Origin of the sequence: Actinoplanes sp. NBRC 103695 (assembly GCF_030269485.1) — a bacterium.
In the GTDB taxonomy this organism is placed as follows: Bacteria; Actinomycetota; Actinomycetes; order Mycobacteriales; family Micromonosporaceae; genus Actinoplanes.
Map to the genome: position 1 here is coordinate 446,477 of NZ_BSTL01000002.1, position 24,250 is coordinate 470,726.

Consider the following 24,250-nt stretch of genomic DNA (forward strand, 5'->3'; position numbering starts at 1 on the left):
TCGTTCAGCATGTTGCCTCAACTACGAACAGGGAGACGACCGATGGACACTCAGCTGTCGAGCATCTTCCGCAGGACGTACTGCAGGATGCCGCCGTGGCGGTAGTAGTCGGCCTCGCCGGGGGTGTCGATGCGCACGTCGGCGTCGAACTCGACACCGGTGTCGGTGCGGACCTTCACCGTGGACGGGATCGAGCCGTCGTTGAGGGCGGTCACCCCGGTGATGGTGAAGGTCTCGGTGCCGGACAGCTCCAGGCTCTCGGCGCTGGTCTTGGGCGGGAACTGCAGCGGCAGCACGCCCATGCCGATCAGGTTGGAGCGGTGGATGCGCTCGTACGACTCGGCGATCACCGCGCGCACCCCGAGGAGCATGGTGCCCTTGGCCGCCCAGTCGCGGGACGAGCCGGAGCCGTACTCCTTGCCGGCCAGGATCACCAGCGGGACGCCGGCCTCCTGGTAGGCCTGCGACGCGTCGTAGATCGTGCTCTGGTCGCCGGTCAGGTGGTTGACCGTGAAACCACCCTCGACGCCGGGCACCAACTGGTTGCGCAGCCGGATGTTGGCGAACGTGCCGCGGATCATCACCTCGTGGTTCCCGCGCCGCGAGCCGTAGCTGTTGAAGTCGCGACGCTCGACGCCGTGCTCGGCCAGGTACTTGCCGGCGGGGGAGTCGGGCTTGATCGAGCTGGCCGGGGAGATGTGGTCGGTGGTCACCGAGTCACCCAGCTTGGCCAGCACCCGGGCGCCCGAGATGTCGACCACCGGCGTCGGCTCGGCCGACATGCCCTCGAAGTACGGGGGCTTCCGGACGTAGGTCGAATCGGAGGCCCACTCGAAGGTGTCGCCGGTCGGCGTGGGCAGCGACTGCCACTGCTCGTCGCCCGCGAACACGTCGGAGTACGCCGCCGAGAAGCCGGTCGCGCCGATCGCCGAGGCGATCACGTCGTCGATCTCCTTGGCGCTGGGCCAGATGTCGGAGAGCAGGACGGGCTTGCCGTCCGACCCGGTGCCGAGCGGCTCGGTCGTGATGTCCAGGTCCATCGTGCCGGCCAGCGCGTACGCCACCACCAGCGGTGGTGAGGCCAGGTAGTTCATCTTGACGTCCGGGTTGATCCGGCCCTCGAAGTTCCGGTTGCCGGAGAGCACCGAGACGGCGGTCAGGTCGTTCTCGTTGACCGCGGCGGAGATCGCCTCGGGCAGCGGCCCGGAGTTGCCGATGCAGGTCGTGCAGCCGTAGCCGACCAGGTTGAAGCCGAGCTTGTCCAGGTACGGCGTGAGGCCGGCCCGGTCGTAGTAGTCCATGACGACCTTGGACCCGGGCGCGAGCGTGGTCTTCACCCACGGCTTGCTGGTCAGGCCGCGGTCGACCGCGTTCTTGGCCAGCAGCGCCGCACCGATCATGACCTGCGGGTTCGAGGTGTTGGTGCAGGACGTGATGGCGGCGATGACGACCGCGCCGTGGTCGAGCTCGAACTCGACGCCGTCGTCGTTGGTCACCCGCACCGGGTTGGACGGCCGCCCGTCAGCGCCGTTCGCAGCCGAGAAGATGTGCGGTTTGTCGGAGTCATCCGAGACGTGGTTGGCCGGCGGGTCCGAGGCCGGGAACGACTCCTCGGACGCCTCGTCCGCTGATCCGGTGGCGGACACGTAGTTGGTCAGCGCGTCCCGGAACATCGGCTTGGCGGCGTTCAGCGGCACCCGGTCCTGAGGGCGTTTCGGCCCGGCCAGCGACGGCACGATGGTCGACAGGTCGAGTTCGAGCCGCTCGGAGTAATCCGGCTCGGCCTCCGGCGACAGCCACATGCCCTGGCGCTTCGCGTACGCCTCGACCAGCGCGACCTGCTGCTCGGACCGGCCGGTGAGCTGGAGGTACTTGATGGTCTCCTGGTCGATCGGGAAGATCGCCGCGGTCGAGCCGTACTCCGGCGACATGTTGCCGATCGTGGCCCGGTTGGCCAGCGGCACCGCGCTCACGCCGGGGCCGTAGAACTCGACGAACTTGCTGACCACCCCGTGCTCGCGCAGCATCTCGGTGATCGTGAGGACGAGGTCGGTCGCGGTGGTGCCGGCCGGCATCTCGCCGTGCAGCTTGAAGCCGACGACCCGCGGGATCAGCATGCTGACCGGCTGGCCGAGCATCGCCGCCTCGGCCTCGATGCCGCCCACGCCCCAGCCCAGCACGCCCAGGCCGTTGACCATGGTGGTGTGCGAGTCGGTGCCGACCAGGGTGTCCGGGTACGCCTGGCCGTTGCGCTCCATGATCGTGCGGGCCAGGTACTCGATGTTGACCTGGTGCACGATGCCGGTGCCGGGCGGGACGACCTTGAACTCGTTGAACGCGGTCTGGCCCCAGCGCAGGAACTGGTAGCGCTCGCGGTTGCGCTGGTACTCCAGCTCGACGTTGCGCTGGAAGGCGTCCTGCCGGCCGAAGAGGTCGGCGATCACCGAGTGGTCGATGACCAGCTCGGCGGGGGCGAGCGGGTTCACCTTCGCCGGGTCGCCGCCCAGGTCGCGGACGGCCTCACGCATGGTGGCGAGGTCGACGACGCAGGGGACGCCGGTGAAGTCCTGCATCAGCACCCGCGCGGGCGTGAACTGGATCTCGACGCTCGGGTCGGCGGAGGAGTCCCAGCCGCCGAGGGCGCGGATGTGGTCGGCGGTGATGTTCGCGCCGTCCTCGGTCCGCAAAAGGTTTTCCAGCAGGATCTTCAGGGAGTAGGGCAGCCGGTCGTGGCCCTCCACCTTGTCGATCGTGAAAATCTCGTAGCTCGCGTCCCCGACGCGCAGCTCGCTCTTCGCACCAAAGGTGTCCAGGCTGGCCACGTCAGCTCCCTTCACACGCCCGACCGTGAGTCGTCCTCACCAGTCTTTCGCACCGGTCACGGCACCTCGGCAGTTAGGCCGACCTAACTGACGGTCCCCGCTCGATCCAATAAACCGTACGTCCGTCTTGTATTCATGCGCAAGTCCGGGTGACAGTCGCACAAACCAGCGTTTTCCCTTGTCACGCTGTGGGAACATCGCGTTCCGTGAAGGCCATCACGGATCTGGACCACCTCACCGACTTCTTCGATCGGTACGGCTCGGCCCTGACCAGGGGCGACGTATCGGCGGTCGCGAACTGCTACGCGTTGCCGGGGATGGTGGTGGCGGATACGTACAGTTTCACGTTCGCCTCTCCGGCCGCGGTGGCGCTGTCCTTCCTCGGCGCCGCCCCGGCGTACCAGGAGCAGCAGATCGTCGCGGCGCACGCCCAGATCCTGGACGTGCAGCGACTGACCAGCGCGCTGGCGATGGTGGCGGTGGAGTGGGAGTACCTCGACTCCTCCGGCGGCGCCGTCCCGGGCGAGAGTTACCGATACCTGGTCAGGGCGGACACCGATGGGCCACGAATCACCACGGTGATCGCGACGCGGTGAGGAATCGACGATAGTGGCCAGGTGACCACCACGACCGAGATCATCCCGGCCCGTACGCATCAGCATCTGAGCAGGCCGCAATGGCTCGTCGTGCACTATCGGCGCGCCGACGGCGACTACTCGGCGTGGGCGTTGCACGCGTGGGGTGACATCGCTGCGGGCGAGATGACCGGCTTCCCGGGCGGGCACCCGTTCGCCGGCGTGGACGAGTGGGGCCGCTTCGCCTGGGTGCGGCTGTCCGACGACGCCCGCGAGATCGGCTTCCTGGTCGTGGACCGCACCGGCGCCAAGGACGTGGGAGAGGACCGGCTCGTCGACCCGGGGGTGAGCCCGGAGATCTGGCTCACCGAGGGTGACGTCACGGTCGTCACCGAGCCACCGATGCCCGCGCCGGACCATCCCGGCGAGGTGGTCATCCACTACCGCCGGCCGGGTGGGGACTACGGCGGGTGGGGCCTCCACGCCTGGGAGGGCACCAGGTCGAAACCCGACTGGGGTACGCCGCTGAGCGCGCTCTCGCATGACGACTTCGGCGCGGTGTTCCGGGTGCCGGTCCGGCCGGACGCCGTCGGGCTGCGCTTCGTGCTGCACCACGGCGACCACAAGGACCTGCCCGACGACCAGCGCCTCGACCTGACCGGGTGCCGCGAGGTGTGGCTGCTGGCGGGCGAACGGGCGCCCCTGCGGCCGGCCCTGCGTACCCTCGGACCCGAGCTCGACCCGGCCCGGTCCCTCGCCGTCTTCGCCGACCGCACCACCATCGCGTTACCGGCCGAGCTCGCCGCACGAGCCCGCACCTTCGCCCTGATCGCGGCCCCGGACGGCGGCCTGCGGCGGGACGGCGGCGACCTGACCGGCGAGCACAGCACGCTCTCGCTCACCCCGCGCCCGGGCGGGCTGTTCCAGTCGCAGAGCATCAAGTTCCCGCACCTGCGCGCCTACGCCGCGTTCGCCGTCCGCGAGCTGGGCGCGAGGTCGCTGGGAGAGCTGTTGCGCGGCCAGCTGCTGCTCGCCGGGCGCGACGACGACGGCCGGCTCACGGTTCTGACCGGCGTGCAGCTGCCCGGGGTGCTGGACGACCTCTACGCCGACGCCCGGGAGGCGCCCCTCGGCCCGCTGACGGACGAGGAGAAGCCGGTGCTGTCGGTGTGGGCGCCGACCGCCCGGACGGTGTCGCTGGAACTGTTCAAGACGCCCGGCAGCGACCCCAAGGTGCTGCCGATGGACCGCGACCCGGTGACCGGCGTCTGGTCGATCGCCGGCAAGCGCAAGTGGCTCGGCCGCTACTACCGCTACCGGGTCGAGGCGTGGCACCCGGCGGCGCAGCGGGTGGTCACCACGAGCGTGACCGACCCGTACTCGGTGGGTCTGGCCGTCGACTCCACCCACAGCCTGATCGCCGACCTGGCCGACCCGGCCCTCGCCCCGCCCGGCTGGGACACCCTGGTCAAGCCGCCGGCCGTGGAACCGGCCCGGATGCAGATCGCCGAGGTGTCGGTCCGCGAGTTCTCGATCGCCGACGCGACCGTGCCGCCGGAGCAGCGTGGCACGTACGCCGCGTTCGCCGCCGACTCGGCCGGGATGCGCCACCTGCGCTCGCTGGCCGACGCGGGGCTGAGCCACCTGCACCTGCTGCCCGCGTTCGACTTCTCCACCGTGCCGGACCGCAGGGCCGACCAGGCCGTACCCCAGTGTGATCTGGCGTCCTTGCCGCCGGACTCGGCCGAGCAGCAGCGAGCGGTGCTGGCCGTCGCCGCCGCGGACGGCTGGAACTGGGGCTACGACCCGTGGCACTACACCGCGCCCGAGGGCAGCTTCGCGGTGCAACCGGAGGGCCCCGCCCGGATCCGCGAGTTCCGCGAGATGGTGGCCGCGCTGAACGCCGCCGGGCTGCGCGTGGTCATGGACGTCGTCTACAACCACACGATGGCCGACGGCCTGCACCGGATGAGCGTGCTCGACCGGGTCGTGCCCGGCTACTACCACCGGCTGCTCGCCGACGGCACGGTCGCCGAGTCCACCTGCTGCTCGAACACCGCTCCCGAGCACATGATGATGGGCCGGCTGGTGGTCGACTCGGTGGTCACCTGGGCGCGCGACTACAAGGTGGACGGCTTCCGCTTCGACCTGATGGGTCACCATCCGCGGGCCAACATCCTCGAGGTGCGGGTCGCGCTGGACCATCTGACGGCCGACGTGGAAGGCGTCAACGGCAAGGACATCTATCTGTACGGCGAGGGCTGGAACTTCGGCGAGGTGGCGTACGACGCCCGGTTCGCGCAGGCCACCCAGGTGAACATGGCCGGCACCGGCATCGGCACGTTCAACGACCGGCTCCGCGACGCCGTGCGGGGTGGCAGCGCGCACGGCGACCCGACCGTGCAGGGCTTCGCGTCCGGGCTGGGCTCGCGCACCCCGCTGTGGCTGCACGACTCGATCAAGGTGGGGCTGGCCGGCGGGCTGGCGGCGTACCGGTTCGTCACGCACACCGGCGAGGAGCTGTCCGGGTCGCAGGTCGGCTATCACGGCGCGCCGAGCGGGTACGCGGCGGCGCCCGGCGAGTCGGTGATCTACGTGGACGCGCACGACAACGAGATCCTGTACGACGCGATGGCGTACAAGCTGCCGCACTCCCTGAGCGTCGAGGACCGCGCCCGGATGCAGATCCTGGCGCTGTCCACGGTCGTGCTCAGTCAGGGCGTCGGGTTCATCGCGCTGGGCAGCGAGCGGCTGCGGTCCAAGTCGCTGGACCGCAACTCGTACGACTCGGGGGACTGGTTCAACCAGATCCGCTGGGATCCGGCCGAGGGCAACGGCTTCGGGGCGGGCCTGCCGCCGGCGCCGGACAACTCGCGGGTGTGGCACCTGGCCCGGCCGCTGCTCGCCGACCCGGCGCTGGTGCCGCCGCCGGACATCGTCGAGATGGCCGCCGAGCGTTACCGGGAGCTGCTGCGGATCCGCCGGTCGTCGCCGGTCTTCGGGCTGCCGACGGCCGAGGAGGTGCAGCGGCGGGTGAGCTTCCCGCTGGGCGGGCCGGGGGAGACGCCCGGGGTGATCGTGATGGCGCTGGACGCGACCGGGCTGGACCCGGATTGGCGGCAGCTCGTGGTCGTCTTCAACGCCACCTCGTCCCCGACCGTGCAGACGCTCCCCGACGTTGCCGACGACCTGCGCCCGCACCCCGACCTGGCTGCTTCGGCCGACCCGCTGGTCCGGACGGCGTCCGCCGCGGCCGGCGTCCTGACCGTCCCCGCCCGCACCGTCGCGGTGTTCGTCGCCCCGCTCACGCCGGCTCTGGCTTCCACTCGCTAGAGTCCCGCCGGTGACCCGAAAGTTCCTCATCGTCGCGGCCGCGACCGCGCTGGCCCTCACCGGTTGTACGTCCGAGGACGAGCCGGCGCCGCAGCCGCCGGCCACCACGGCCGGATCGCCGCCGCCGTGGACCGAGCCGCCGAACTACTCCTTCGTGGCCGACCGCACCTGCGACGGCACCACCTCGACGGGAAAGTTCAAGATCACGGTGGCCGGTGGCGAGATCGCCAAGACCGAGCGCACCGACGGCAAGGCCACCGAGGGTGAGGAAGAGGTCGAGGTCCCCTCGCTCGGCGGCATGCTGGAGGCGGTGCAGACCGCGATCGACGACGGCGCCGACGCGACCACCACCCACGACCCGGCCGACGGCCACCCCACGTCGGTGGTCATCAACCGGGCCGAGGAGGAGAACGGCGGGGCGACCTGCTTCAAGATCAGCGAGTACGCCCCGCAGTAGTCCCGCGCCGGCGGGCACCGGCCGCCCGCGCCCGCGTCCGTTTGCGCCGGCCCGCGCCCGCTCGTGGCGGGCGCGGCCCGGCGGCTGCCTTACTCCGGGAGTCGGGGGCCGGCCTCGCGCTGCGCGGCCAGCCACTTCTCCACCTCGTCGGAACTGCGCGGTAGCCCAGCCGAGAGGTTCTTGCAGCCGTCCTCGGTGACCAGCACGTCGTCTTCGATGCGGACGCCGATGCCGCGCAGTTCCTCGGGGACCAGGTCGTCCTCCGGCTGGAAGTACAGGCCCGGCTCCACCGTCAGCACATAGCCCTCGCCCAGCGGCCCGTCGGTGTACTTCTCCTTGCGGGCCGCCGCGCAGTCGTGCACGTCGATGCCGAGCATGTGGCCGAAGCCGTGCAGCGTCCAGCGCCGGTACACCGTCGACGTCTTCTCCATCGCCTCGTCCACGCTCACCGGCAGCAGACCCAGGTCGTGCAGGCCCTCGGCGAGCACCCGCATGCAGACCTGGTGCACGTCGCGGTGCACCACACCGGGCCGGATGTAGTCCATGCCGGCCTGCTGCGACGCGTGCACGATGTCGTACACCTGCCTCTGCAGCGGGGTGAACGTGCCGGAGACGGGCACCGTGCGGGTCACGTCGGCGGTGTAGAAGTTGTGTCCCTCGACGCCCATGTCCATCAGGAGCAGCTCGCCCGGCTGGGTCACGCCGGTGTTCCGCACCCAGTGCAGGATCGTCGCGTGCGCGCCGCTGCCGACGATCGAGCTGTAGCCGACGTCGTTGCCGTCGTGCCGGGCGCGCAGGTTGAACACGCCCTCCAGCAGGCGCTCCTTGACCGAGCGGTCGGCCGGCAGGACGCGGGCGACATCCTCGAAACCGCGCACGGTGGCGTCGATCGCGTCCTGCAGCTGCCCGATCTCCCACTCGTCCTTGACCAGCTTGAGCTCGGAGATCACCCGGGCCAGCTCACGGTCGCGGCGGAGCACCGGATCCGGTTCGTACGGCAGGATCGCCCGGTCCACCGCCGGGGCCAGCCCGCGCAGCACCCGGGTGCGGGCCGGCGCACACTCGGCCAGGGCGCGGCCCAGAGCCGGGTACGGTGCCGTCTCGAGGCCCAGCTCGGTCGACTTCTCGGTCAGGGTGTGCGTCCGCCCGATCCACAGCTCGCCGTCGCGGCTGCGGAAGAACGCGTCGGTCTCCTTGGAGTTCCGCTCGCGGGTGTAGAGCACCGCGTCGTGCCCGGAGCCGGTGGGCTTGAGCACGAGCACGCTGTCCGGGTCGCGGTCGCCGGTCAGGTAGACCAGGTCGCTGCCGGGGCGGAAGTGGTACTCGGTGTCGTTGGCCCGCACCTTCTCCACGCCGCTCGGGATGATCAGCGTCTCGCCCGGGAACGCGTCGGAGAGCGCCGCCCGCCGCTTGGCGTAGTGCGGGCCCTCGGCCAGCGGCGTCACGGCCAGAGCGTCATCCCGCCAGCCGGTCCGCATGAAATTCAGGAAAGCCTCGGGGTAGTCCGGATCGTGGCTCTCGGTCTTGGACTGGCTCGGCTGTTGCTGCTCGGACATGCTGGGGGTCCTCCCGTCTCGGTCCACCTCTGACCGTACCGGCTTTCAGCCGGGCAGCGTCAGGCACGCCACCCGGTCTCCGGCGGTGCCGGCAAAACCTTCTTCGGTACGCGTACGCGAGCTGTGCACGACGACCGAGCGCGGCGGCTTGAGCTCGTCGAACGACCACGGCAGCACGGCCGTGGTGGTGGCCGCGCCGATCCGGTCGGCGGTGAAGTCCAGCCACACCTCGTTGCGCGGGTTCGCGTAGGACGGGTCGACCGAGGGCGGCGACGCGGACGCCTTGGGGTCCGGGTTGTGCTGGTAGTGCGGCCCGGCGCCGGCCGGCGCGGCGGGCACGCACGGCTTGGTGTGCAGATGCGCGCCGTAGGTGCGCCGCGGCAGCATCCCGGTCACCGCCAGCCGTACCTGCATCCCGCCCGCCACCCGGGTCACCATGACCTGAGCGGTCGACCCGGCCGGGACGATGCGTGGCTCGTACGTGATGGCGGTGTTGCCCTTGGGATCGAAGGTGCCCTTGGCCATGGCGTCCGGCGCGCTCATGTTCTCCGCCCCGAACATCGACGCGCCCTCGCTCGGTTCGCCTGCGGGCAGGCCGAACAGGGTCGGGCTCATGGCCGGGCGCGGGGTGGGTGACTCACCGGGGATCGCGACGGGCGCGGTCGGGTTCGCCGCGCATCCCGTCACCGCGGTGATCAGTGCTGGCAGGACGACAATCGACAGGCGACGCATCCGATAATCATGTCAAACCCGGGCGTAAAGGACACGCATCTGGCTTTCTCGCCGTCCGGACGCGAGGCTGATGGTCAGATGTCGCGCGGGTTTCGGGAGGTCATTGATGGGCTATGCGGTGGTGCTCGGTGAGTCGCTGGTCGACCTGTTGGAAACCGACCGGGACGGCGAACTCATCTACCGCCAGGCGATCGGTGGCGCGCCGCTGAACGTCTCGGTCGGCGTCACCCGGCTCGGCGGCGACGTCCAGTTCGCCGGCACGCTCGGCAGCGACATCCTCGGCGACCGGATAGCCCAGTTCCTGCGCACCACCGGCGTCGGCACCCGCCTGCTCAAGCGGGTTCAGGTGCCGACCACGCTCGCGGTGACGACGTTCGAGGGCGCCGAACCGACCTTCACGTTCTACGGCGAGCCGCCCTCGTACGCCCTGCTCGAAGCCGCCGACCTGGACACCGGCCTGCTCGCCGGCGCGGACGTCGTCTACGCCGGCTCGATCTGCCTGCTCCGCGAACCGTTCCGCCAGGCAGCCCGGGCCGCCTGGCGGGTCGAGGGCCCGCTGCGCGTCTTCGACCCCAACGTCCGGCCGACGCTGCTGCCCGACCAGGCCGCCGTGGACACGCAGCGGGAGCTGGCCGAGGAGTTCTTCGCCACCGCCGACCTGGTCAAGCTGAGCCTGGCCGACGCCGAGGTACTCTACGACGGCGCCGCGGCGCCCGCGGCCGCCGAGCGGATCCTCAAGATGGGCGCCAAGGCGGTCGTCGTCACCTGCGGCTCCCAGGGCGCGTACGCGGCGGTCGCCGGCGGCGGCACCATGCTGCCCGCCCCCGCGGTGAACGCGGTGGACGCCACCGGCGCGGGCGACTCGGTGATGGGCGCGCTGATCCGCCGCCTGCTCGCCGACGGGGTGCCCGCCGACCTGGGCGGCTGGGAACGCAACGTCCGCTTCGCGCTCGCCGTGGCCGGCCTGGTCTGCGAACGCCACGGCGGAGCGGTGGCCATGCCCACCCAGGAGGAGCTCACCGCCCGCTGGGGCGCCCTCCTCTAGCCGATTCAGGCCTGAGTCCTGTCTCGTGGATCACCCAGGGCCCCGCATCGCACTCGGGTGATCCACGATTCAGGACTCAGGCCGCCCTGATTCAGGACGTCAGCCAGCCCTGCTTGGCGAAGCGGTCGGCGATCCGGGCGTGGGTCGCGTCGTCCGGGTGCAGCTCGTCGGGCAGCGGCAGCTCGGCGTAGTCGTCCGGGCCGTACAGCTCGCGGCCGTCCAGATAGCTCAGGTGCGGATCGCCGGGGGAGCGCTGCGCCACGACCCGGGCCAGCTCCTCGCGGATCACGCCCAGCGTGAGCTTGCCGCGCGCGACCTCGGCCGGGTCGCCCGTCGCCCGGAAACGCATCCTGCCCTCGGCCAGCGCGGCCAGGTCGAAGTCGCCCGGCCCCGGCGTCTCCTCGTGGATCGGGCACCAGATCGGCGACACCACGAGCAGCGGCGTGCCCGGGTGGCCCTCCCGGATCGTGTCCAGGAAGCCGTGCACCGCCGGGCCGAACGCGCGGCGGCGCATCAGGTCGGCGTTCACGACGTTGATCCCGATCTTCACGCTGATCAGGTCGGCCGGGGTGTCCCGCATGACCCGGGCGGTGAACGGGTCGAGCAGCGCGCTGCCGCCCAGCCCCAGGTTGACCAGCTCGACACCGGTCGCCGCCGCGGCCCGGGCCGGCCAGATCGCCGTCGGGCTCGCCGCGTTCGAACCGTGGCTGATCGAGCTGCCGTGGTGCAGCCACACCCGGCGGCCGCGGTCCGGCATCGGCTCGACCGGAGCATCCGCCCGCAGGTCCACGAGCGCGGTCGTCTCCTGGTACGGCAGCCAGATCTCGACATCCTTCTCGCCCGGGGGCAGGTCGGCGAAACGCGCGGTGTGGGCCGGGCCGGGCGTGGCCGTGGTGCTGCCGGTGGCCATGTCGATGGTCACCCGGTTGCCGCCGGTCGCGGTCGACCGCGCCACCAGGGTGCCGTCCACGACCAGGTCGAAGATGCCGTCCGGGCGGGCCGGGACGCCGGCGAGGACGATCACCGTCCGCACGGTGGCGAGCTCGATCGTCGTCGCGCGGGTGCGGAACGCCAGGCGTACCCCGGAAGGTTGGCTCTCCACCATCGCGAGCTGCGGGTCGGGGCATTGGGCGCGGGCCCAGGCCGGCAGCCGGTGCGGCACCAGACCCTCGGGCGTGCGCTCCAGCTCGGCGGCGCCCTTCACCAGGTTTTCCATGGTCAGCCTTCCTTCGTCGGGGCCGGTCGAGGCCAGTTGCCCTCGTCAGGCGGCAGTCGGGGGCCAGTTGCGAAGCGTGACGTCGATGGCGTCGAGGACGCGTGGCCAGCTCTCGTCGGAGCCGGGACTGCTGTGGTCGAAAGCGCCGCCCAGCTCCAGCCGCACGTAGCCGTGGAAGACGCTGCCGAGCAGCCGGACCGCGTGCACCTGCTCGGACTCGGGCAGGTCGTAGCCGCGCAGGATGGCCAGCGTCATCGCCGCGTGCCGCGGGCCGGCGCTCGCCATCGCCGTCTCGTGGTCGAGCGGCTGCTGAGCGGCCACGTAGCGGCCGGGGTGCTCGTGGGCGTAGTCGCGGTAGACGTTCGCCGCGGCGGCCAGCGCGTCCTTGCCGGAGCGACCGGCCAGGGCAGCGGCCACCCGGTCGGCCATCTCGGCCAGGGCGAGCAGGGTGATCCGGGTCCGCAGGTCGTCCGAGCCGCTCAGATGCGAATAGAGGCTGGCCACCTTGACGTCGAAGCGCCGCGCCACCGCGGACACGGTGACGTGCTCGAAGCCCACCTCGTCGGCCAGCTCCGCGCCGGCCGTGACGAGCTTGTCCGTGGTGAGACCCGCACGTGCCATAAGGCATTCATACTTTGCCTAACACCTTTAGGCAAATGCTTATGACCCGGTGGCTCGTTCGATGAAGCGCTGGCGGTCGAGCATGACCCGCTCGACGCGGACCTCGGCGACGATCTGGTCGCCGTCCCGGACGGTCACGTCGAAGGTCAGCTTGCGGCCGTCCACCTTCGCCAGGGTGGCGGTCGCGGTGACCGTGCGACCGAGCGGCGTAGGGGCGCGGTGCTCGACCTCGGCGCGGGTGCCGACCGTGGTGACACCGCCGGGGATCTGCCGGGCGGTGGCCGCGACCGTCGCCGCCTCGGCCAGCGCCAGCACCCGCGGCGTGCCGAGCACCGGCACATCGCCGGAGCCGAGAGCCTGCGCGGTGTCGGCGTCGGTGACCGTCAGCTCCAGCTTGGCGCTGAGGCCCGGGGCGAACTCCGGAAATTCCATGCCGGTGATTCTAGGGACGCGCCTCTCCGGGTCGCTTCCACACGTCGTCGTCATCCGGCGGTACCTCACCCGGCGGTGCCTCACCCGGCGAAGGAACGGCACGGTCCGCAACCGGCACGTCCACGGGTGCGGTCGGCGAGTTCGCGGGTGCGGCGGCCGAGTCCATGGGTGCGGCGGCCGCGTCCGGGGCGATCTCGCCGGTCACCAGCGGCGCCGGGCCGCGGGCCTGACGGGCGCGGGTGGCCAGCTCGTGCGCGAGGGTCCAGGCTTCGCCGAGGTCGCGGTCGTGCGCCACCCCGGCCCGGCCCCCGGCCGTGTCGGCGTAGACCGTGGCCAGCCCGAGCCGGCGCTGCACCGGCCCCTGGATCACGCGGACGCTCTGCAGGCGGGCGTACGGAACGAGCGACATCTGCCGGGTGAGCCGCCCCCAGCGCGTGACGAACACCTCCGGCGTGAGCCCGGCGCCGTAGCGGCGCAACGCGAACGGGTGCAGCACGCGTGCCCGGTCCGGTGGAGGCGTGGTGGGCAGCGCGAGGAGGTCGACGCCGGGCAGGACGTCCCCGATCAGGGCGCGGGCGGTGTCGTTGTCGCCGACCGGAAGCAGCCGGTCGGAGCGCTTGTCGTTGCCGTTGCCCTGCGGCCCGGCGTACCCGGCGATGTCCAGTCGCAGATGCAGCCAGTGCTTGCGGCGCCAGAGCAGCGGCCAGGTCACGCCCACCGACTGCACCCGGTTCAGCGGCACCACCTGGCTGCGGGTCTCCAGCAGGCCGTAGCGCACCACCAGGCGGCCGCCGGCGTCCCGGGCCAGCCGGAAGTCCCAGTCCTGGAGGACCCGGCGCACCGGCTGGAGCAGCACACCGGCCATCGCGGTGAACGTGGACGCGATGCCGATGAACGTCCAGGCGCCCTCCACCACGAACTGCATGACAACGAACGCCACACCGAACGGCAGCAGGAACGCCTGCGGGGTGAGCAGCTGGCTGATCACGACGTCGCGGTTGCGCACGCGGAGCAGGGGGCGTTCAAGGGCGGGTGCGCCGGTCACTCCGGGCGTCGTCACGGCCTCGCCGGCCGGGGTACGCCCGGCGAGCGCCAGCAGCCGCTCACGGAGGGCGGCGGCGTCCCGTACCGTCAAATAGGCCAGTGGCGCCTCGGTCTTGCCGCCGCCGACCACCTCGAGCCGCAGCTCGGCCAGGCCGGTCAGCTGCGCCAGCAGCGGCCGGCGCAACTCCACCGCCTGGAGCCGCTCCAGCGGGATGGCCCGGTTGCGCCGCCAGAGCAACCCGTCCTGGATCCGCAGTTCCTTGCCGACCACGTGGTAGCCGGTGTTCAGCCAGTTGATCAGCGAGAAGATCACCACGGCGACGGCGAGGCCGAGGACGACGAGCGCGAACTTCTCGAAGCCGATCTGGGCGAGGGTCTGCCAGGAGAGGCCGACCACGATCACGACGAGCGACTTGGCGCCGTGCAGCAGCGGGCTCAGCGGATGCAACCGGCGGCGCGGCTCCTCCTCGGCCAACGCGGGCTGGGGGTGCGGCGCGTCCTGCGTCGGCGCGGGCCGGGATCGCGGGTCGGGCTGCGCGTCGGTGGTCACAGGCCCTCGGCCCGGTCCTCGCCGAGCGCGGTCAGCCGGTCGCGCAGCCGGGACGCCTCCACCGGCGCCAGGCCCGGGATTCTGGCGTCGCTGGCCGCGGCGGCCGTGTGCAACTGGACGGTGGCCAGGCCGAACGCCCGCTCCAACGGGCCGGCGGTCACGTCCACGTACTGCATGCGGGCGTACGGGACGATGGACAACCGGCGGATCAGCAGGCCGTGCCTGACCAGCAGGTCATGGTCGCGCTCGGCGTACCCCCAAGCCTTGACGGCGCGGATCGTGATGATCGCCCGCCAGCCCGCGAGCAGCACGCTGGCGGCCATCAGCACCGGGAAGAGCCAGAAGTCGCTGGCCATCCAGCCGACCACCAGCCCGGCCATCACGATGATCAGGAGGATGCCGCGGCTGATCAGCTCCACAGTGATCAGCTTGGGTGAGACGGACCGCCACTCGACCGCCTCGGGCCACGGCTCGAGGGGATCGACGACCTCCGTGCGCGTGGGCTCAGTCACGCCCTAAAGCCTAGGAGATAGCGGCGAGAACGGCTGCACCTCGCGCAGGAAGCCGCGGGCGTCCAAAAAGTCGCCGAGCGATTGACGGTGATCATCGCAGGCCAGCCACGTTTTGCGCCGGTCGCCGACATGGATCTTGGGGTTCTGCCACAGCAGCCGCCAGGCCGCCGACGCACGGCAACCCTTGGCGCTGCACTGGACATCGGCCTCAACCACCCACCAACCATAGGCCGGGCTCGCAGCCCGCCCCACCCAGCACTCTGAGGCTTGGCCCGAGCAGGGATGGGGGCAGCCCCGGCAGGGGTAGGGGTCTGTGGGCAGCCCCGGCAGGGGTCGGGGTCTGTGGACAGCCCCGGCAGGGGCCGGGGTCTGTGGACAGCCCCGGCAGGAGTTCGGGGTCTGGGGCTAGGCCCCAGCAGGGGTCTGGGGGCTTGGCCCCCAAAGTAAACATGCGAAAGGCCCTGGTCTGCGCTTTATGCAGACACAGGGCCGGAGGCTTGAGCGCCGGGCGACCACGGGGGAAGTCGCCCGGCGACACCATGAATCTTACACGGGTGATCCGCTGGCTCGTCCAGCCCCGGCGGCCTGGGAGTTCCGGCGTATCGCGCAGAAAGATCGACTCCTTTGGTCTATGGCGAGTCCGCCGCCCGGCGCGTAAACACCGCCTGCCCGTACGCTCTCAGGATGCTCATGTAAGTCTTGGGGGCCGGCACGTGAGCCGGCACGCCAACAGACCCGCTTCGGAGGACCGGTGGCCCAGCCGACCACGCCCGAGATCCAGACCAGCTCGACGCCGGTGACCCCGGCCGAGGACGCCACCCAGCTCGAGCGTGCGATGTTCGAGGTGAAGCGGGTCATCGTGGGCCAGGACCGGATGGTCGAGCGGATGTTCGTCGCGCTTCTGGCCCGCGGCCACTGCCTGATCGAGGGCGTCCCCGGCGTCGCCAAGACCCTGGCCGTGGAGACGCTGGCCACCGTCGTCGGCGGCACGTTCTCCCGGGTTCAGTTCACGCCCGACCTGGTGCCCGCCGACATCGTCGGCACCCGCATCTACCGGCAGTCGAGTGAGAAGTTCGACGTCGAGCTCGGCCCGGTGTTCGTCAACTTCCTGCTCGCCGACGAGATCAACCGGGCGCCGGCCAAGGTGCAGTCGGCGCTGCTCGAGGTGATGGCCGAGCACCAGGTGTCGATCGGCGGCGAGAGCCACTCCGTGCCCGACCCGTTCCTGGTGATGGCCACGCAGAACCCGATCGAGCAGGAGGGTGTCTACCCGCTGCCCGAGGCGCAGCGCGACCGGTTCCTGATGAAGATCCTGGTCGGCTACCCGACCGATGCCGAGGAGCGGGAGATCGTCTACCGGATGGGCGTCAGCCCGCCCGAGCCGAAACCGGTCTTCACCCCGGCCGACCTGATCGCCCTGCAGCGCCGCGCCGACCAGGTGTTCGTCCACAACGCGCTGGTCGACTACACGGTCCGGCTGGTGCTGGCCACCCGCGCCCCGGCGCAGCACGGCATGCCCGACGTGGCACAGCTCGTGCAGTACGGCGCCAGCCCGCGTGCCTCGCTCGGCATCGTCCGGGCCACCCGGGCGCTGGCCCTGCTCCGCGGCCGCGACTACGCGCTGCCGCAAGACCTCCAGGACGTCGTGCCGGACATCCTGCGCCACCGGCTGGTGCTCAGCTACGACGCGCTCGCCGACGACGTCCCGGCCGACCACATCGTCGGCCGGATCATGCAGAGCGTCCCGATGCCGTCCGTCGCGTCCCGTCAGGGCGCCACGCCGAACGGCCACCAGCCCGACTCCGGAGCGCCGGCCTCCGCGGTGCCTGCCGCGCCGGCCGAACACCAGCAGCCGCACCAGCATCAGCCCGGGAACGTCTGGCCAGGCCAGCAATGACCCAAGCCGGCGCTGGACTGCCAACCTCCGGGCTCCCGGCGGCCACCGACGGTGGGACCGCCCGGGCCGAGGCCGTCCTGTCCCGGTTGCAACTCCTGGTCACGCGCAAGCTCGACGGTCTGCTCCAGGGCGACTATGCGGGCCTGCTGCCCGGCCCCGGCAGCGAGGCGGGCGAGTCCCGGGAGTACCGCGCCGGCGACGACGTCCGGCGGATGGACTGGCCGGTCACCGCGCGGACCACGACGCCGCACGTCCGGCGTACCGTGGCCGACCGCGAGCTGGAGACCTGGATGGCCATCGACCTGTCCGCCAGCCTGGCCTTCGGCACCGCGCAGTGGCTCAAGAGCGACCTGGTGATCGCTGCGGCGGCCGCGATGGCCCACCTGACGGTGCGCGGCGGCAACCGGATCGGCGCGGTGGTGGGTACGGGCACCGGCACGCCGGCCCGGGAGCCGGCCTGGAAGTCGCCGCGTGGTTTCGGCCGCTGGCGGCGTACCCCCGCACCCACTCCTCAGGCCGAGCACTCGCCTCGCGTCGAGCACTCGGTCGACGGCATCGTGCGGATGCCGGCCCGGCCGGGGCGCAAGGAAGCACAGGGACTGTTGCGGGCTGTCGCCCGTACTCAGATCAGGCCCGGACGCACCGACCTGGGTGAGCTGATCGACAAGCTCAACCGACCACCGCGCCGGCGGGGTGTCGCCGTGGTCATCTCCGACTTCCTCGCGCCGGTCGACTCGTGGTCGCGCCCGATCCGCAAGCTCGGCGTGCGGCACGACGTCCTGGCCATCGAGGTCGTCGACCCGCGCGAGCTGGAACTTCCCGACGTCGGCGTGCTCACCCTGGCCGACCCCGAGACCGGCGAGTTGCACGAGGTGCAGACCGCCGACCCGTCACTGCGCCAGCGCTACGCGGAGGCGGCCGGTGAACAGCGGGGCGCGATCGCCCGGGCGTTGCGCGCGGCCGGCGCGGCGCACCTGCGGCTGCGCACCGACACCGACTGGCTCCTGGACACGGTCCGATTCGTCGCCGCCCAGCGACACGCACGCACCCGGGGGACCACACGATGATCCGTTTCCTGCAACCGATCTGGCTGCTCGCCCTGCTGCCGGTGATCGCGGTCGCCGCGGTCTACGTCTGGCGGCAGTTCCGCAAGCGGTCGTACGCGATGCGCTTCACCAACGTCGACCTGTTGAAGACGCTGGCCCCGCGCGGGCTGGGCTGGCGCCGGCACGCGGCGGCCGGCGCGTTCCTGCTCAGCCTCGTCGCCCTGGGCACCGCGATGGCCCGGCCGTCGGTGGACAAGGAACAGCCGCTGGAACGCGCCACCGTCATGCTCGCCATCGACGTGTCGCTGTCGATGGAGGCCGACGACGTGGCCCCCAACCGCCTCGAGGCGGCCCAGGAGGCGGCCAAGGCGTTCGTGCAGGAGCTGCCGCCCACGTACAACCTCGGGCTGGTCTCCTTCGCCAAGGCGGCGAACGTGCTCGTGCCACCGACCAAGGACCGCTCCGCGGTGATCGCCGGGGTCGAGGGGCTGACCCTGGCCGAGGCGACCGCGACCGGCGAGGCGGTGTTCACGTCGCTGGACGCGATCCGCACCGTTCCGGCCGACGGTGCGAACGGCGCGCCGCCCGCCCGGATCGTGCTGCTCTCCGACGGATACCGGACGTCCGGACGCTCGGTGGAGGACGCCGGCGCGGCCGCCCTGGCGGCGAACGTGCCCGTCTCGACCATCGCCTTCGGCACCGACACCGGCGTGGTGGACATCCGCGGGCAGCTCCAGCGCGTGCCGGTCGACCGGCTGTCGCTGCAGCAGCTCGCGGAGTCCACCAAGGGCTACTTCTACGAGGCGGCCTCGGTGAGCGAACTCAAGAAGGTCTACGAGGACATGGGCTCCTCGATCGGACATCGGGTGGAGGCCCGCGAGGTAACCCAGTACTACGCGGGCGCCGCGCTGCTCTTCGGCCTGGTGGCGGCCGCCATGAGTCTGCTGTGGACTTCCCGCTTGCCTTAGTTGTTCCCGTGCACGAGCACGAAGACGATGACCACCCAGGCGGCTGCCATGGTGAAGGTGAGGGGCGCGACGAATCGGCTCATCGGACGTACCTTCCGTAGGGTTTCTGCTCTCGGAAAGCGCGCACGTCACGTCGCGGCCGGCACCCCGCTCACCGTGGTCGCGGCGCACACGACCGGCACCGGGCCACGGGCATGGCGGCACGGTGGGTGAGAGGGCGAGGAACTACGTCAGCGGCTCAGACACGCTGACGAGCGGCCCGGCCACGACTGGGAGGATCGCTATCTCGCACAGCGATCACCTCCGTAGGTCGTAGCTCTTTCAGGGCCGTTGGGCAGCTTACCGCGACATCGCGAATCAAGCCGCCCGGGTACGTCGTGTCGCCGGCCACGCCACCCGGATGAGTGCGACGAGGACGAGCGCGAGGAATGGTAGCCACGCGATCCGGGCGATGATCCACTGGGGTCCGGCCGGAGCGCTGAGCAGGCCCTCGACCGGACCGCCGATGATCAGGTGGGCCACGCCGACGGTCGCGACGAGGACTGATTGGTGTCCGAGATAGATCGGCAGGGCCGCCCGGTTGAGGGATCGGACGACGCCGTTCGGACTACCCCGGTCGGGTCGGTCGTCTCGGTCGGGTCGGTCGTCCCGGCCGGGTCGGTCGTCCCGGCCGGGTCGGTCGCCTCGGCCGCGGCGGTCGGCGAGGCGGGCCACGAGCAGGTAGATCCCGATCTGGGCGAGGCCGAGCGCGATCGCGAAGAGCGACGGCGGGGAGAGGTTGGAGCGGCCGTCGCCCGGGACGCCGACCGCGGCGGCCGGATAGTCGAGGACCAGCACCAGGAAGACCATTGCGGCGATGCCGCCGATGATCATCGGGGCGGCGGGCAGCGAGGCGCGGCCCCGGCGGGCCACGGCGATGCCGAGAATCCACGGCACCGACCAGGCGGCCGGCACCGCGACCCAGGCAGGCAGGAGACCGTCGTCGGTGAGCACGACCAGGCCGACGGCCGGCGCGGCCAGGACGAACGGCCCGACCCGGTCCACGGCGCGTGCCAGGGGACCGGTCGCCGCGCGCAGCACGAGATAGGGCAGCAGGAACCACAGCGGGCTGATCACCAGCATCGCGATCGTGCGCCGGGTTCCGAACGGCACTCCCGCGGCGGTGGCCACCACCAGCACGACGGCCCACCCGGCCAGCAGCACCGCCACCGGGACGGCCAGCTTCGCGACGACACCGCGCCGCCGCGCCGCCGCCTGACCGCGCGCCGCATCCGTCGCGGCGAGAGTCTCGGTCGGCGTATTCGTCTCTGCCGGCGCGTCCGTCTCTGCCGGCGCCGCGGGGCGCCTCGTGGGGCGCCGTCCGGGTAGGTGATGCGTATATGTGCTCAGAGCAAAGCGTCGACCGGCGCCTGTCGCGGCGGGCCGGGGGCGGCCGGCGCCGAAGCCGCCCGCGAAGAACAGCAGGGCGAGGGTCTGCAGCACCCAGGAGATCGGGGTGAAGGCCGGCATCGTCGAGAGCGGGCTGGCCTGCCGCCAGCCGCCGTCGCCGCCGATCACCAGGCCCGTCACCAGCCAGTGCCCGCCGACCACGCCGGCGACCGCGATCGCCCGGACCACGTCGATGCTGTGGTCGCGGCCGGTCGTGAGGGTGGCGGTCATGCGGCACCCCCGCCGAGGACGACGGTGGCCACGGCGTCGAGGGTGTCGCTGCCGGGGGTCAGGTAGTAGTCGTGGCCCTCGACGCCGCCGGTGGGGAGCGGGTCGGCGCCGAACGACGGGTCCGACGGGCGGCGGCCGTGGCCCAGGTCGAAGAGGCGTATCTGGGGGATGCGGCGCATCCAGTCCTTCGGGGCGAGGGCCGACCAGACCCGCGCACCGCCGAGGTCGCTCGCGTGGGCCGCGCCCATGCCGGGGGCGCCGAGGGCGATGACATCGTGCACCCGCGGCAGCCGGGGCGCCGCCAGACCGACCACAATGGCACCGTAGCTGTGGCCCACCAGCGTGACCGCCGCCGCGGGACGCTGCCGCTGCACGCCGTCGACGAAGCGGGTCAGGGCGTCCGCGCCGGCCCGGGCCCGCTGCTCGCGGACCGCGGCGATCCCGATGCCCTCCGGGGTGTCGTATCCCAGCCAGGCCACCACGGCCACCTTGGCCTTGCGGTCGGTGCCGCGCAGCTTCCAGTAGACGGCGCGGGCCTGCACGGCGGGCGCCCTGCGGGCCACGCCGCCGAGGCCGCGGTCGAAGTTCTTCAGCGTGGTGTCCACGCCGGGCACCAGGATCGCGATCCGGTCCGCGGTGGCGAGGTCGCCGACCACCTCGACCGCGGTGCCGTCGCCGGCCGGGTCGAAGGACAGGAAATGACGGCCGGTCCACGTGGCGTAGGTTCCGCCGGCCCGCTGGATGGCCGCCGCCGTGTCCCGGTACGCCACCGCGAACGACGGCAGGGCCGGGGCCGGCGAGGCGACCGGGCCCGGAAGGGCGACGGGGACCGGCGCGGAGAGCAGGAGCAGGGCTGCGGTGCTGACCAGGGACTTCGACATGGGTCGCAATGTGCGGCCACGGCATATCGAAGATCGTCAGACCAGAGTGCTCACCTCGGCGTCGTACCGGGGTGCTACTCGCCGACGGCCACCAGACCACACTCGTACGCGAACACGACCGCCTGTGCCCGGTCGCGGAGGCCGAGCTTGGCCAGAATCCGTCCGATGTGGGTCTTCACGGTCTGCTCGGCGACCACCAGCTCCTCGGTGATCTCCTGGTTGGACCGGCCGCGGGCGATCAGCCGCAGCACCTCGGTCTCCCGGGGCGTCAGGGCGTTCAGTGACGTCGGCCGGGGCCGGTCGGTGTGCGGCCGGGCGGCGAACTCGGCGATCAGCCGGCGGGTCACGGTCGGGGCGAGCAGGCCCTCGCCGGCGGCCACCACGCGCACGGCGTTGACCAGGTCGGCGGCCGGCGCGTCCTTCAGCAGGAAGCCGCTGGCACCGGAGCGCAGCGCCTCGTACACATAGTCGTCGAGGTCGAAGGTGGTGAGGATGAGTACGCGCGGGCCGCTCTCGTCGCCGGCCGGGCGGCGGCCGAGCAGCCGCCGGGTGGCCTCCAGGCCGTCCATCCGGGGCATCCGCACGTCCATCAGCACCACGTCGGGGCCGAGCTCGCGGGCCTTGGCCACGCCCGCCTCGCCGTCCTCCGCGTCGCCCACCACCACGATGTCGTCCTGGGCGGACAACAGCGCGCCGAAGCCCTGCCGCACCATCGCCTGGTCGTCGACGATCAGCACCTTGATCACTTCGACGGTTCCTCTCCGTCCCTGTAGGGCAGCGACACCTCGACCCGGAACCCACCGGTGCCGTCCGGCCCGGTCCGCAGTGTCCCACCCAGCAGTTCGGCGCGTTCCCGCATGCCGCGCAGCCCGTGCCCGTCGCCGTCCTCGTCCGGCGGCGGGCTGTCCGGGGCGATCTCGTTGCGCACCACCAGGAGGAGCCGCTCGTCCTCGGCGCGAGCCTCGAGACGGACCGGCCGGCCGGGCGCGTGCCGGGCCGCGTTCGCCAGGGCCTCCTGGATGATCCGGTACGACGCCAGCCCGACCGCCTCGGGCACCGAGGTCAGCACGGTCGCCTCCACGCTGAGCTCCACCCCGGACTGCCGCGCCTTGTCCACCAGCAGGGACAGCTCGTCGAGCCCGGGCTGCGGGGCCTTGAGCGCCTCCTGCCCCTCGGCACGCAGCACGCCCAGCAGCCGGCGCATGTCGGACAGCGCCGACCGCGCCGAGTCGGCGATCGTCGCCAGCTCGGCCCGCGCCGGCTCGCTGAGGTCGGTCACCCGGAACGGAGCGGTCTCGGCCTGCACCGCGATCATCGACATGTGGTGTGCCACGACGTCGTGCATCTCACGGGCGATCCGCGTGCGTTCCTCGAGGACGGCCCGGCGAGCGCGTTCCAGCTCGGTCAACTCGGTCTGTTCGGCCAGCTCGGCCAGCTGCACCTTGCTCCGCTGCCGCCGGGCGACCAGGTCGCCGAGGAACGCCACGGCGGCGAAGAGCACCGCTATGCCGTAGGCGTTACCGCTGTCGGCGAACAGGAACGGCACCACGATGTTGAACGCCGTCGCCCACAGGGTGATCGAGGTTTCCTGGGTGAAGGCCATCAGCAGCATGCCGGCCAGGAAGGCGATGATGTGCATCGGCGCCCACGGCCACGCGTCGGTCGGCTTGGCGCCGATCGCCCCCACGATCAGCATCGGGTACGCGAAGCGCCAGGCGATCACCGGGTTGCGGACGGCGACGACGAGCGGCCCGATCGTGAGCACCGAGATCAGCAGGGCCGACCAGCCGGTCATCTCGCGGCTGTCCTGGAGGAAGGCGGCGTTGGCCACGGTCAGGCCCACGAGTCCGAGCAGGGCGATCGGCGCGGCGTACCGCAGGAAGACGAACTTGGGCAGTGTCAGCCTGGTGGTCGGGCCGAGCCAGAGGCGACGCAGGCCACCCCACGGGCCCGTGACTTCGTGGGTGGCGGCCCGGCCGCTAGTCTCCATTCTCAGCAGGTTACGGCGGCGGAGCGAGGGTTTCGTCGGTCCGTGGTCTGCTCATTGTTCTCATACCTGGGTATGACATGAGGGAGGCTCCCGTTGGCCCGCACCGTGTTGGTGACCGGCGGCAACCGCGGCATCGGCCTGGCCATCGCGCAGGCTTTCGTCAAGCAGGGTGACCGGGTGGCGATCACCCACCGGGGCAGCGGCGCGCCGGAGGGCATGTTCGGCGTGCAATGCGACATCACCGACGCCGAGCAGGTGGACGCGGCGTTCACCGCCGTCGAGGCCGAGCTCGGCCCGGTCGAGGTGCTGGTGGCCAACGCCGGCATCACCGACGACACGTTGCTGCTGCGGATGTCCGAGGACCAGTTCAGCCGGGTGGTGGACACCAACCTGGGCGGCGCCTTCCGGGTCGCGAAGCGCGCCTCGTCCAAGATGCTGCGCGCCAAGTGGGGCCGGATGATCTTCATCTCGTCGGTGGTCGGCCTGTACGGCGGCGCGGGCCAGGTCAACTACGCGGCGAGCAAGGCCGGCCTGGTCGGGGTGGCCCGTTCGATCACCCGGGAGCTGGGCACCCGCAACATCACCGCGAACGTGGTGGCCCCCGGCTTCATCGACACCGACATGACCGACGGGCTGCCGGAGGCCCGCAAGAAGGAGATCCTCGCGGCGATCCCGGCCGGCCGGCTGGCCCAGCCCGACGAGGTGGCTTCCGTGGTGGCCTGGCTGGCGAGCGATGCCGCCGGCTACATCTCCGGGGCTGTCATCCCGGTCGACGGCGGCCTCGGCATGGGCCACTGACCGGCGAGGCTTGGGCCACCGACCCGGCGAGCGCATCGACTAAATATCTGACTTGTGAGGATTCTTCCCGAAAGAAGGATCTTTCTTCTCCATCCTGCTGATGGCGGTGGGTGTCG

The 24,250-nt window shown here is 71.7% G+C and carries 21 protein-coding genes; 8 read left to right on the forward strand and 13 right to left on the reverse strand.

Annotated elements, in window-relative coordinates:
* Positions 1-50: 50 nt before the first annotated feature.
* Positions 51-2,837, reverse strand: coding sequence for an aconitate hydratase AcnA (acnA, locus tag QSK31_RS04445; protein ID WP_285681147.1), 2,787 nt, complete (start codon positions 2,835-2,837; stop codon positions 51-53).
* Between the two features lie 191 nt (positions 2,838-3,028).
* On the opposite strand from acnA, the gene QSK31_RS04450 reads away from it, so the two are divergent.
* The 3 genes from QSK31_RS04450 to QSK31_RS04460 are packed head-to-tail and all read left to right on the forward strand — an operon-like array spanning position 3,029 to position 7,187.
* The gene (locus QSK31_RS04450) at positions 3,029-3,418 is read left to right on the forward strand and encodes a DUF6841 family protein (RefSeq protein WP_285681149.1); all 390 of its coding nucleotides are present in this window, start codon (positions 3,029-3,031) and stop codon (positions 3,416-3,418) included.
* A 21-nt stretch (positions 3,419-3,439) separates the two neighbouring features.
* On the forward strand, positions 3,440-6,730 hold the full coding sequence (gene pulA / locus QSK31_RS04455) for a pullulanase-type alpha-1,6-glucosidase (RefSeq protein ID WP_352244364.1): 3,291 nt from the start codon (positions 3,440-3,442) through the stop codon (positions 6,728-6,730).
* Between the two features lie 10 nt (positions 6,731-6,740).
* Positions 6,741-7,187, forward strand: coding sequence for a DUF6174 domain-containing protein (locus QSK31_RS04460; RefSeq protein WP_285681151.1), 447 nt, complete (start codon positions 6,741-6,743; stop codon positions 7,185-7,187).
* 89 nt (positions 7,188-7,276) lie between these two features.
* Here QSK31_RS04460 and QSK31_RS04465 read toward each other — a convergent pair whose 3' ends face one another.
* The gene (locus tag QSK31_RS04465; protein WP_285681153.1) at positions 7,277-8,743 is read right to left on the reverse strand and encodes an aminopeptidase P family protein; all 1,467 of its coding nucleotides are present in this window, start codon (positions 8,741-8,743) and stop codon (positions 7,277-7,279) included.
* A 45-nt stretch (positions 8,744-8,788) separates the two neighbouring features.
* Positions 8,789-9,475 (reverse strand): superoxide dismutase family protein, encoded by a 687-nt coding sequence (locus QSK31_RS04470; RefSeq protein ID WP_285681156.1) that lies wholly within the window; start codon positions 9,473-9,475, stop codon positions 8,789-8,791.
* Between the two features lie 106 nt (positions 9,476-9,581).
* On the opposite strand from QSK31_RS04470, the gene QSK31_RS04475 reads away from it, so the two are divergent.
* The gene (locus tag QSK31_RS04475; protein WP_285681158.1) at positions 9,582-10,520 is read left to right on the forward strand and encodes a carbohydrate kinase family protein; all 939 of its coding nucleotides are present in this window, start codon (positions 9,582-9,584) and stop codon (positions 10,518-10,520) included.
* A gap of 91 nt (positions 10,521-10,611) precedes the next feature.
* On the opposite strand, the gene QSK31_RS04480 is transcribed toward QSK31_RS04475, so the two are convergent.
* From QSK31_RS04480 to QSK31_RS04505, 6 genes are read right to left on the reverse strand one after another with little or no spacing between them, the layout of a single operon-like run.
* Complete coding sequence (locus tag QSK31_RS04480; RefSeq protein ID WP_285681159.1) at positions 10,612-11,736, reverse strand: GDSL-type esterase/lipase family protein; 1,125 nt, start codon at positions 11,734-11,736, stop codon at positions 10,612-10,614.
* A gap of 45 nt (positions 11,737-11,781) precedes the next feature.
* Positions 11,782-12,357, reverse strand: coding sequence for a TetR/AcrR family transcriptional regulator (locus QSK31_RS04485; protein WP_285681161.1), 576 nt, complete (start codon positions 12,355-12,357; stop codon positions 11,782-11,784).
* Positions 12,358-12,396: 39 nt separating this feature from the next.
* Positions 12,397-12,789 (reverse strand): thioesterase family protein, encoded by a 393-nt coding sequence (locus QSK31_RS04490; RefSeq protein ID WP_285681162.1) that lies wholly within the window; start codon positions 12,787-12,789, stop codon positions 12,397-12,399.
* A gap of 10 nt (positions 12,790-12,799) precedes the next feature.
* On the reverse strand, positions 12,800-14,383 hold the full coding sequence (locus QSK31_RS04495; protein ID WP_502872898.1) for a PH domain-containing protein: 1,584 nt from the start codon (positions 14,381-14,383) through the stop codon (positions 12,800-12,802).
* Positions 14,380-14,895 (reverse strand): PH domain-containing protein, encoded by a 516-nt coding sequence (locus tag QSK31_RS04500; protein ID WP_285681164.1) that lies wholly within the window; start codon positions 14,893-14,895, stop codon positions 14,380-14,382. The genes QSK31_RS04495 and QSK31_RS04500 overlap by 4 nt, the downstream gene beginning before the upstream one ends.
* A 3-nt stretch (positions 14,896-14,898) precedes the next feature.
* On the reverse strand, positions 14,899-15,111 hold the full coding sequence (locus QSK31_RS04505; protein WP_285681165.1) for a hypothetical protein: 213 nt from the start codon (positions 15,109-15,111) through the stop codon (positions 14,899-14,901).
* A 535-nt stretch (positions 15,112-15,646) separates the two neighbouring features.
* On the opposite strand from QSK31_RS04505, the gene QSK31_RS04510 reads away from it, so the two are divergent.
* From QSK31_RS04510 to QSK31_RS04520, 3 genes are read left to right on the forward strand one after another with little or no spacing between them, the layout of a single operon-like run.
* On the forward strand, positions 15,647-16,792 hold the full coding sequence (locus tag QSK31_RS04510) for an AAA family ATPase (RefSeq protein ID WP_285681167.1): 1,146 nt from the start codon (positions 15,647-15,649) through the stop codon (positions 16,790-16,792).
* Positions 16,774-17,859 carry a DUF58 domain-containing protein gene (locus QSK31_RS04515; RefSeq protein WP_502872907.1) on the forward strand — a complete coding sequence of 362 codons (1,086 nt, stop codon included), beginning with the start codon at positions 16,774-16,776 and terminating at the stop codon, positions 17,857-17,859. The genes QSK31_RS04510 and QSK31_RS04515 overlap by 19 nt, the downstream gene beginning before the upstream one ends.
* A complete protein-coding gene (locus tag QSK31_RS04520; RefSeq protein WP_285681171.1) occupies positions 17,856-18,806 on the forward strand; it encodes a VWA domain-containing protein in 951 nt (316 codons plus the stop codon). Before QSK31_RS04515 ends, QSK31_RS04520 begins: the two co-directional genes overlap by 4 nt.
* 357 nt (positions 18,807-19,163) lie before the next feature.
* Here the strand turns inward: QSK31_RS04520 and QSK31_RS04525 are convergent, their stop codons facing one another.
* The 4 genes from QSK31_RS04525 to QSK31_RS04540 form a co-directional block, all read right to left on the reverse strand.
* Entirely contained in the window at positions 19,164-20,465 is a 1,302-nt protein-coding gene (locus tag QSK31_RS04525) for an acyltransferase family protein (protein ID WP_285681172.1), read from the reverse strand.
* A complete protein-coding gene (locus QSK31_RS04530; protein ID WP_285681173.1) occupies positions 20,462-21,346 on the reverse strand; it encodes an alpha/beta hydrolase in 885 nt (294 codons plus the stop codon). Before QSK31_RS04530 ends, QSK31_RS04525 begins: the two co-directional genes overlap by 4 nt.
* Positions 21,347-21,420: 74 nt before the next feature.
* Positions 21,421-22,092 (reverse strand): response regulator, encoded by a 672-nt coding sequence (locus QSK31_RS04535; RefSeq protein ID WP_285681175.1) that lies wholly within the window; start codon positions 22,090-22,092, stop codon positions 21,421-21,423.
* Complete coding sequence (locus QSK31_RS04540; protein WP_285681177.1) at positions 22,089-23,336, reverse strand: sensor histidine kinase; 1,248 nt, start codon at positions 23,334-23,336, stop codon at positions 22,089-22,091. The genes QSK31_RS04535 and QSK31_RS04540 overlap by 4 nt, the downstream gene beginning before the upstream one ends.
* A 93-nt stretch (positions 23,337-23,429) precedes the next feature.
* Between QSK31_RS04540 and fabG the strand changes: the two genes are divergently transcribed.
* A complete protein-coding gene (fabG, locus tag QSK31_RS04545) occupies positions 23,430-24,134 on the forward strand; it encodes a 3-oxoacyl-ACP reductase FabG (protein WP_285681179.1) in 705 nt (234 codons plus the stop codon).
* Positions 24,135-24,250: the final 116 nt, after the last annotated feature.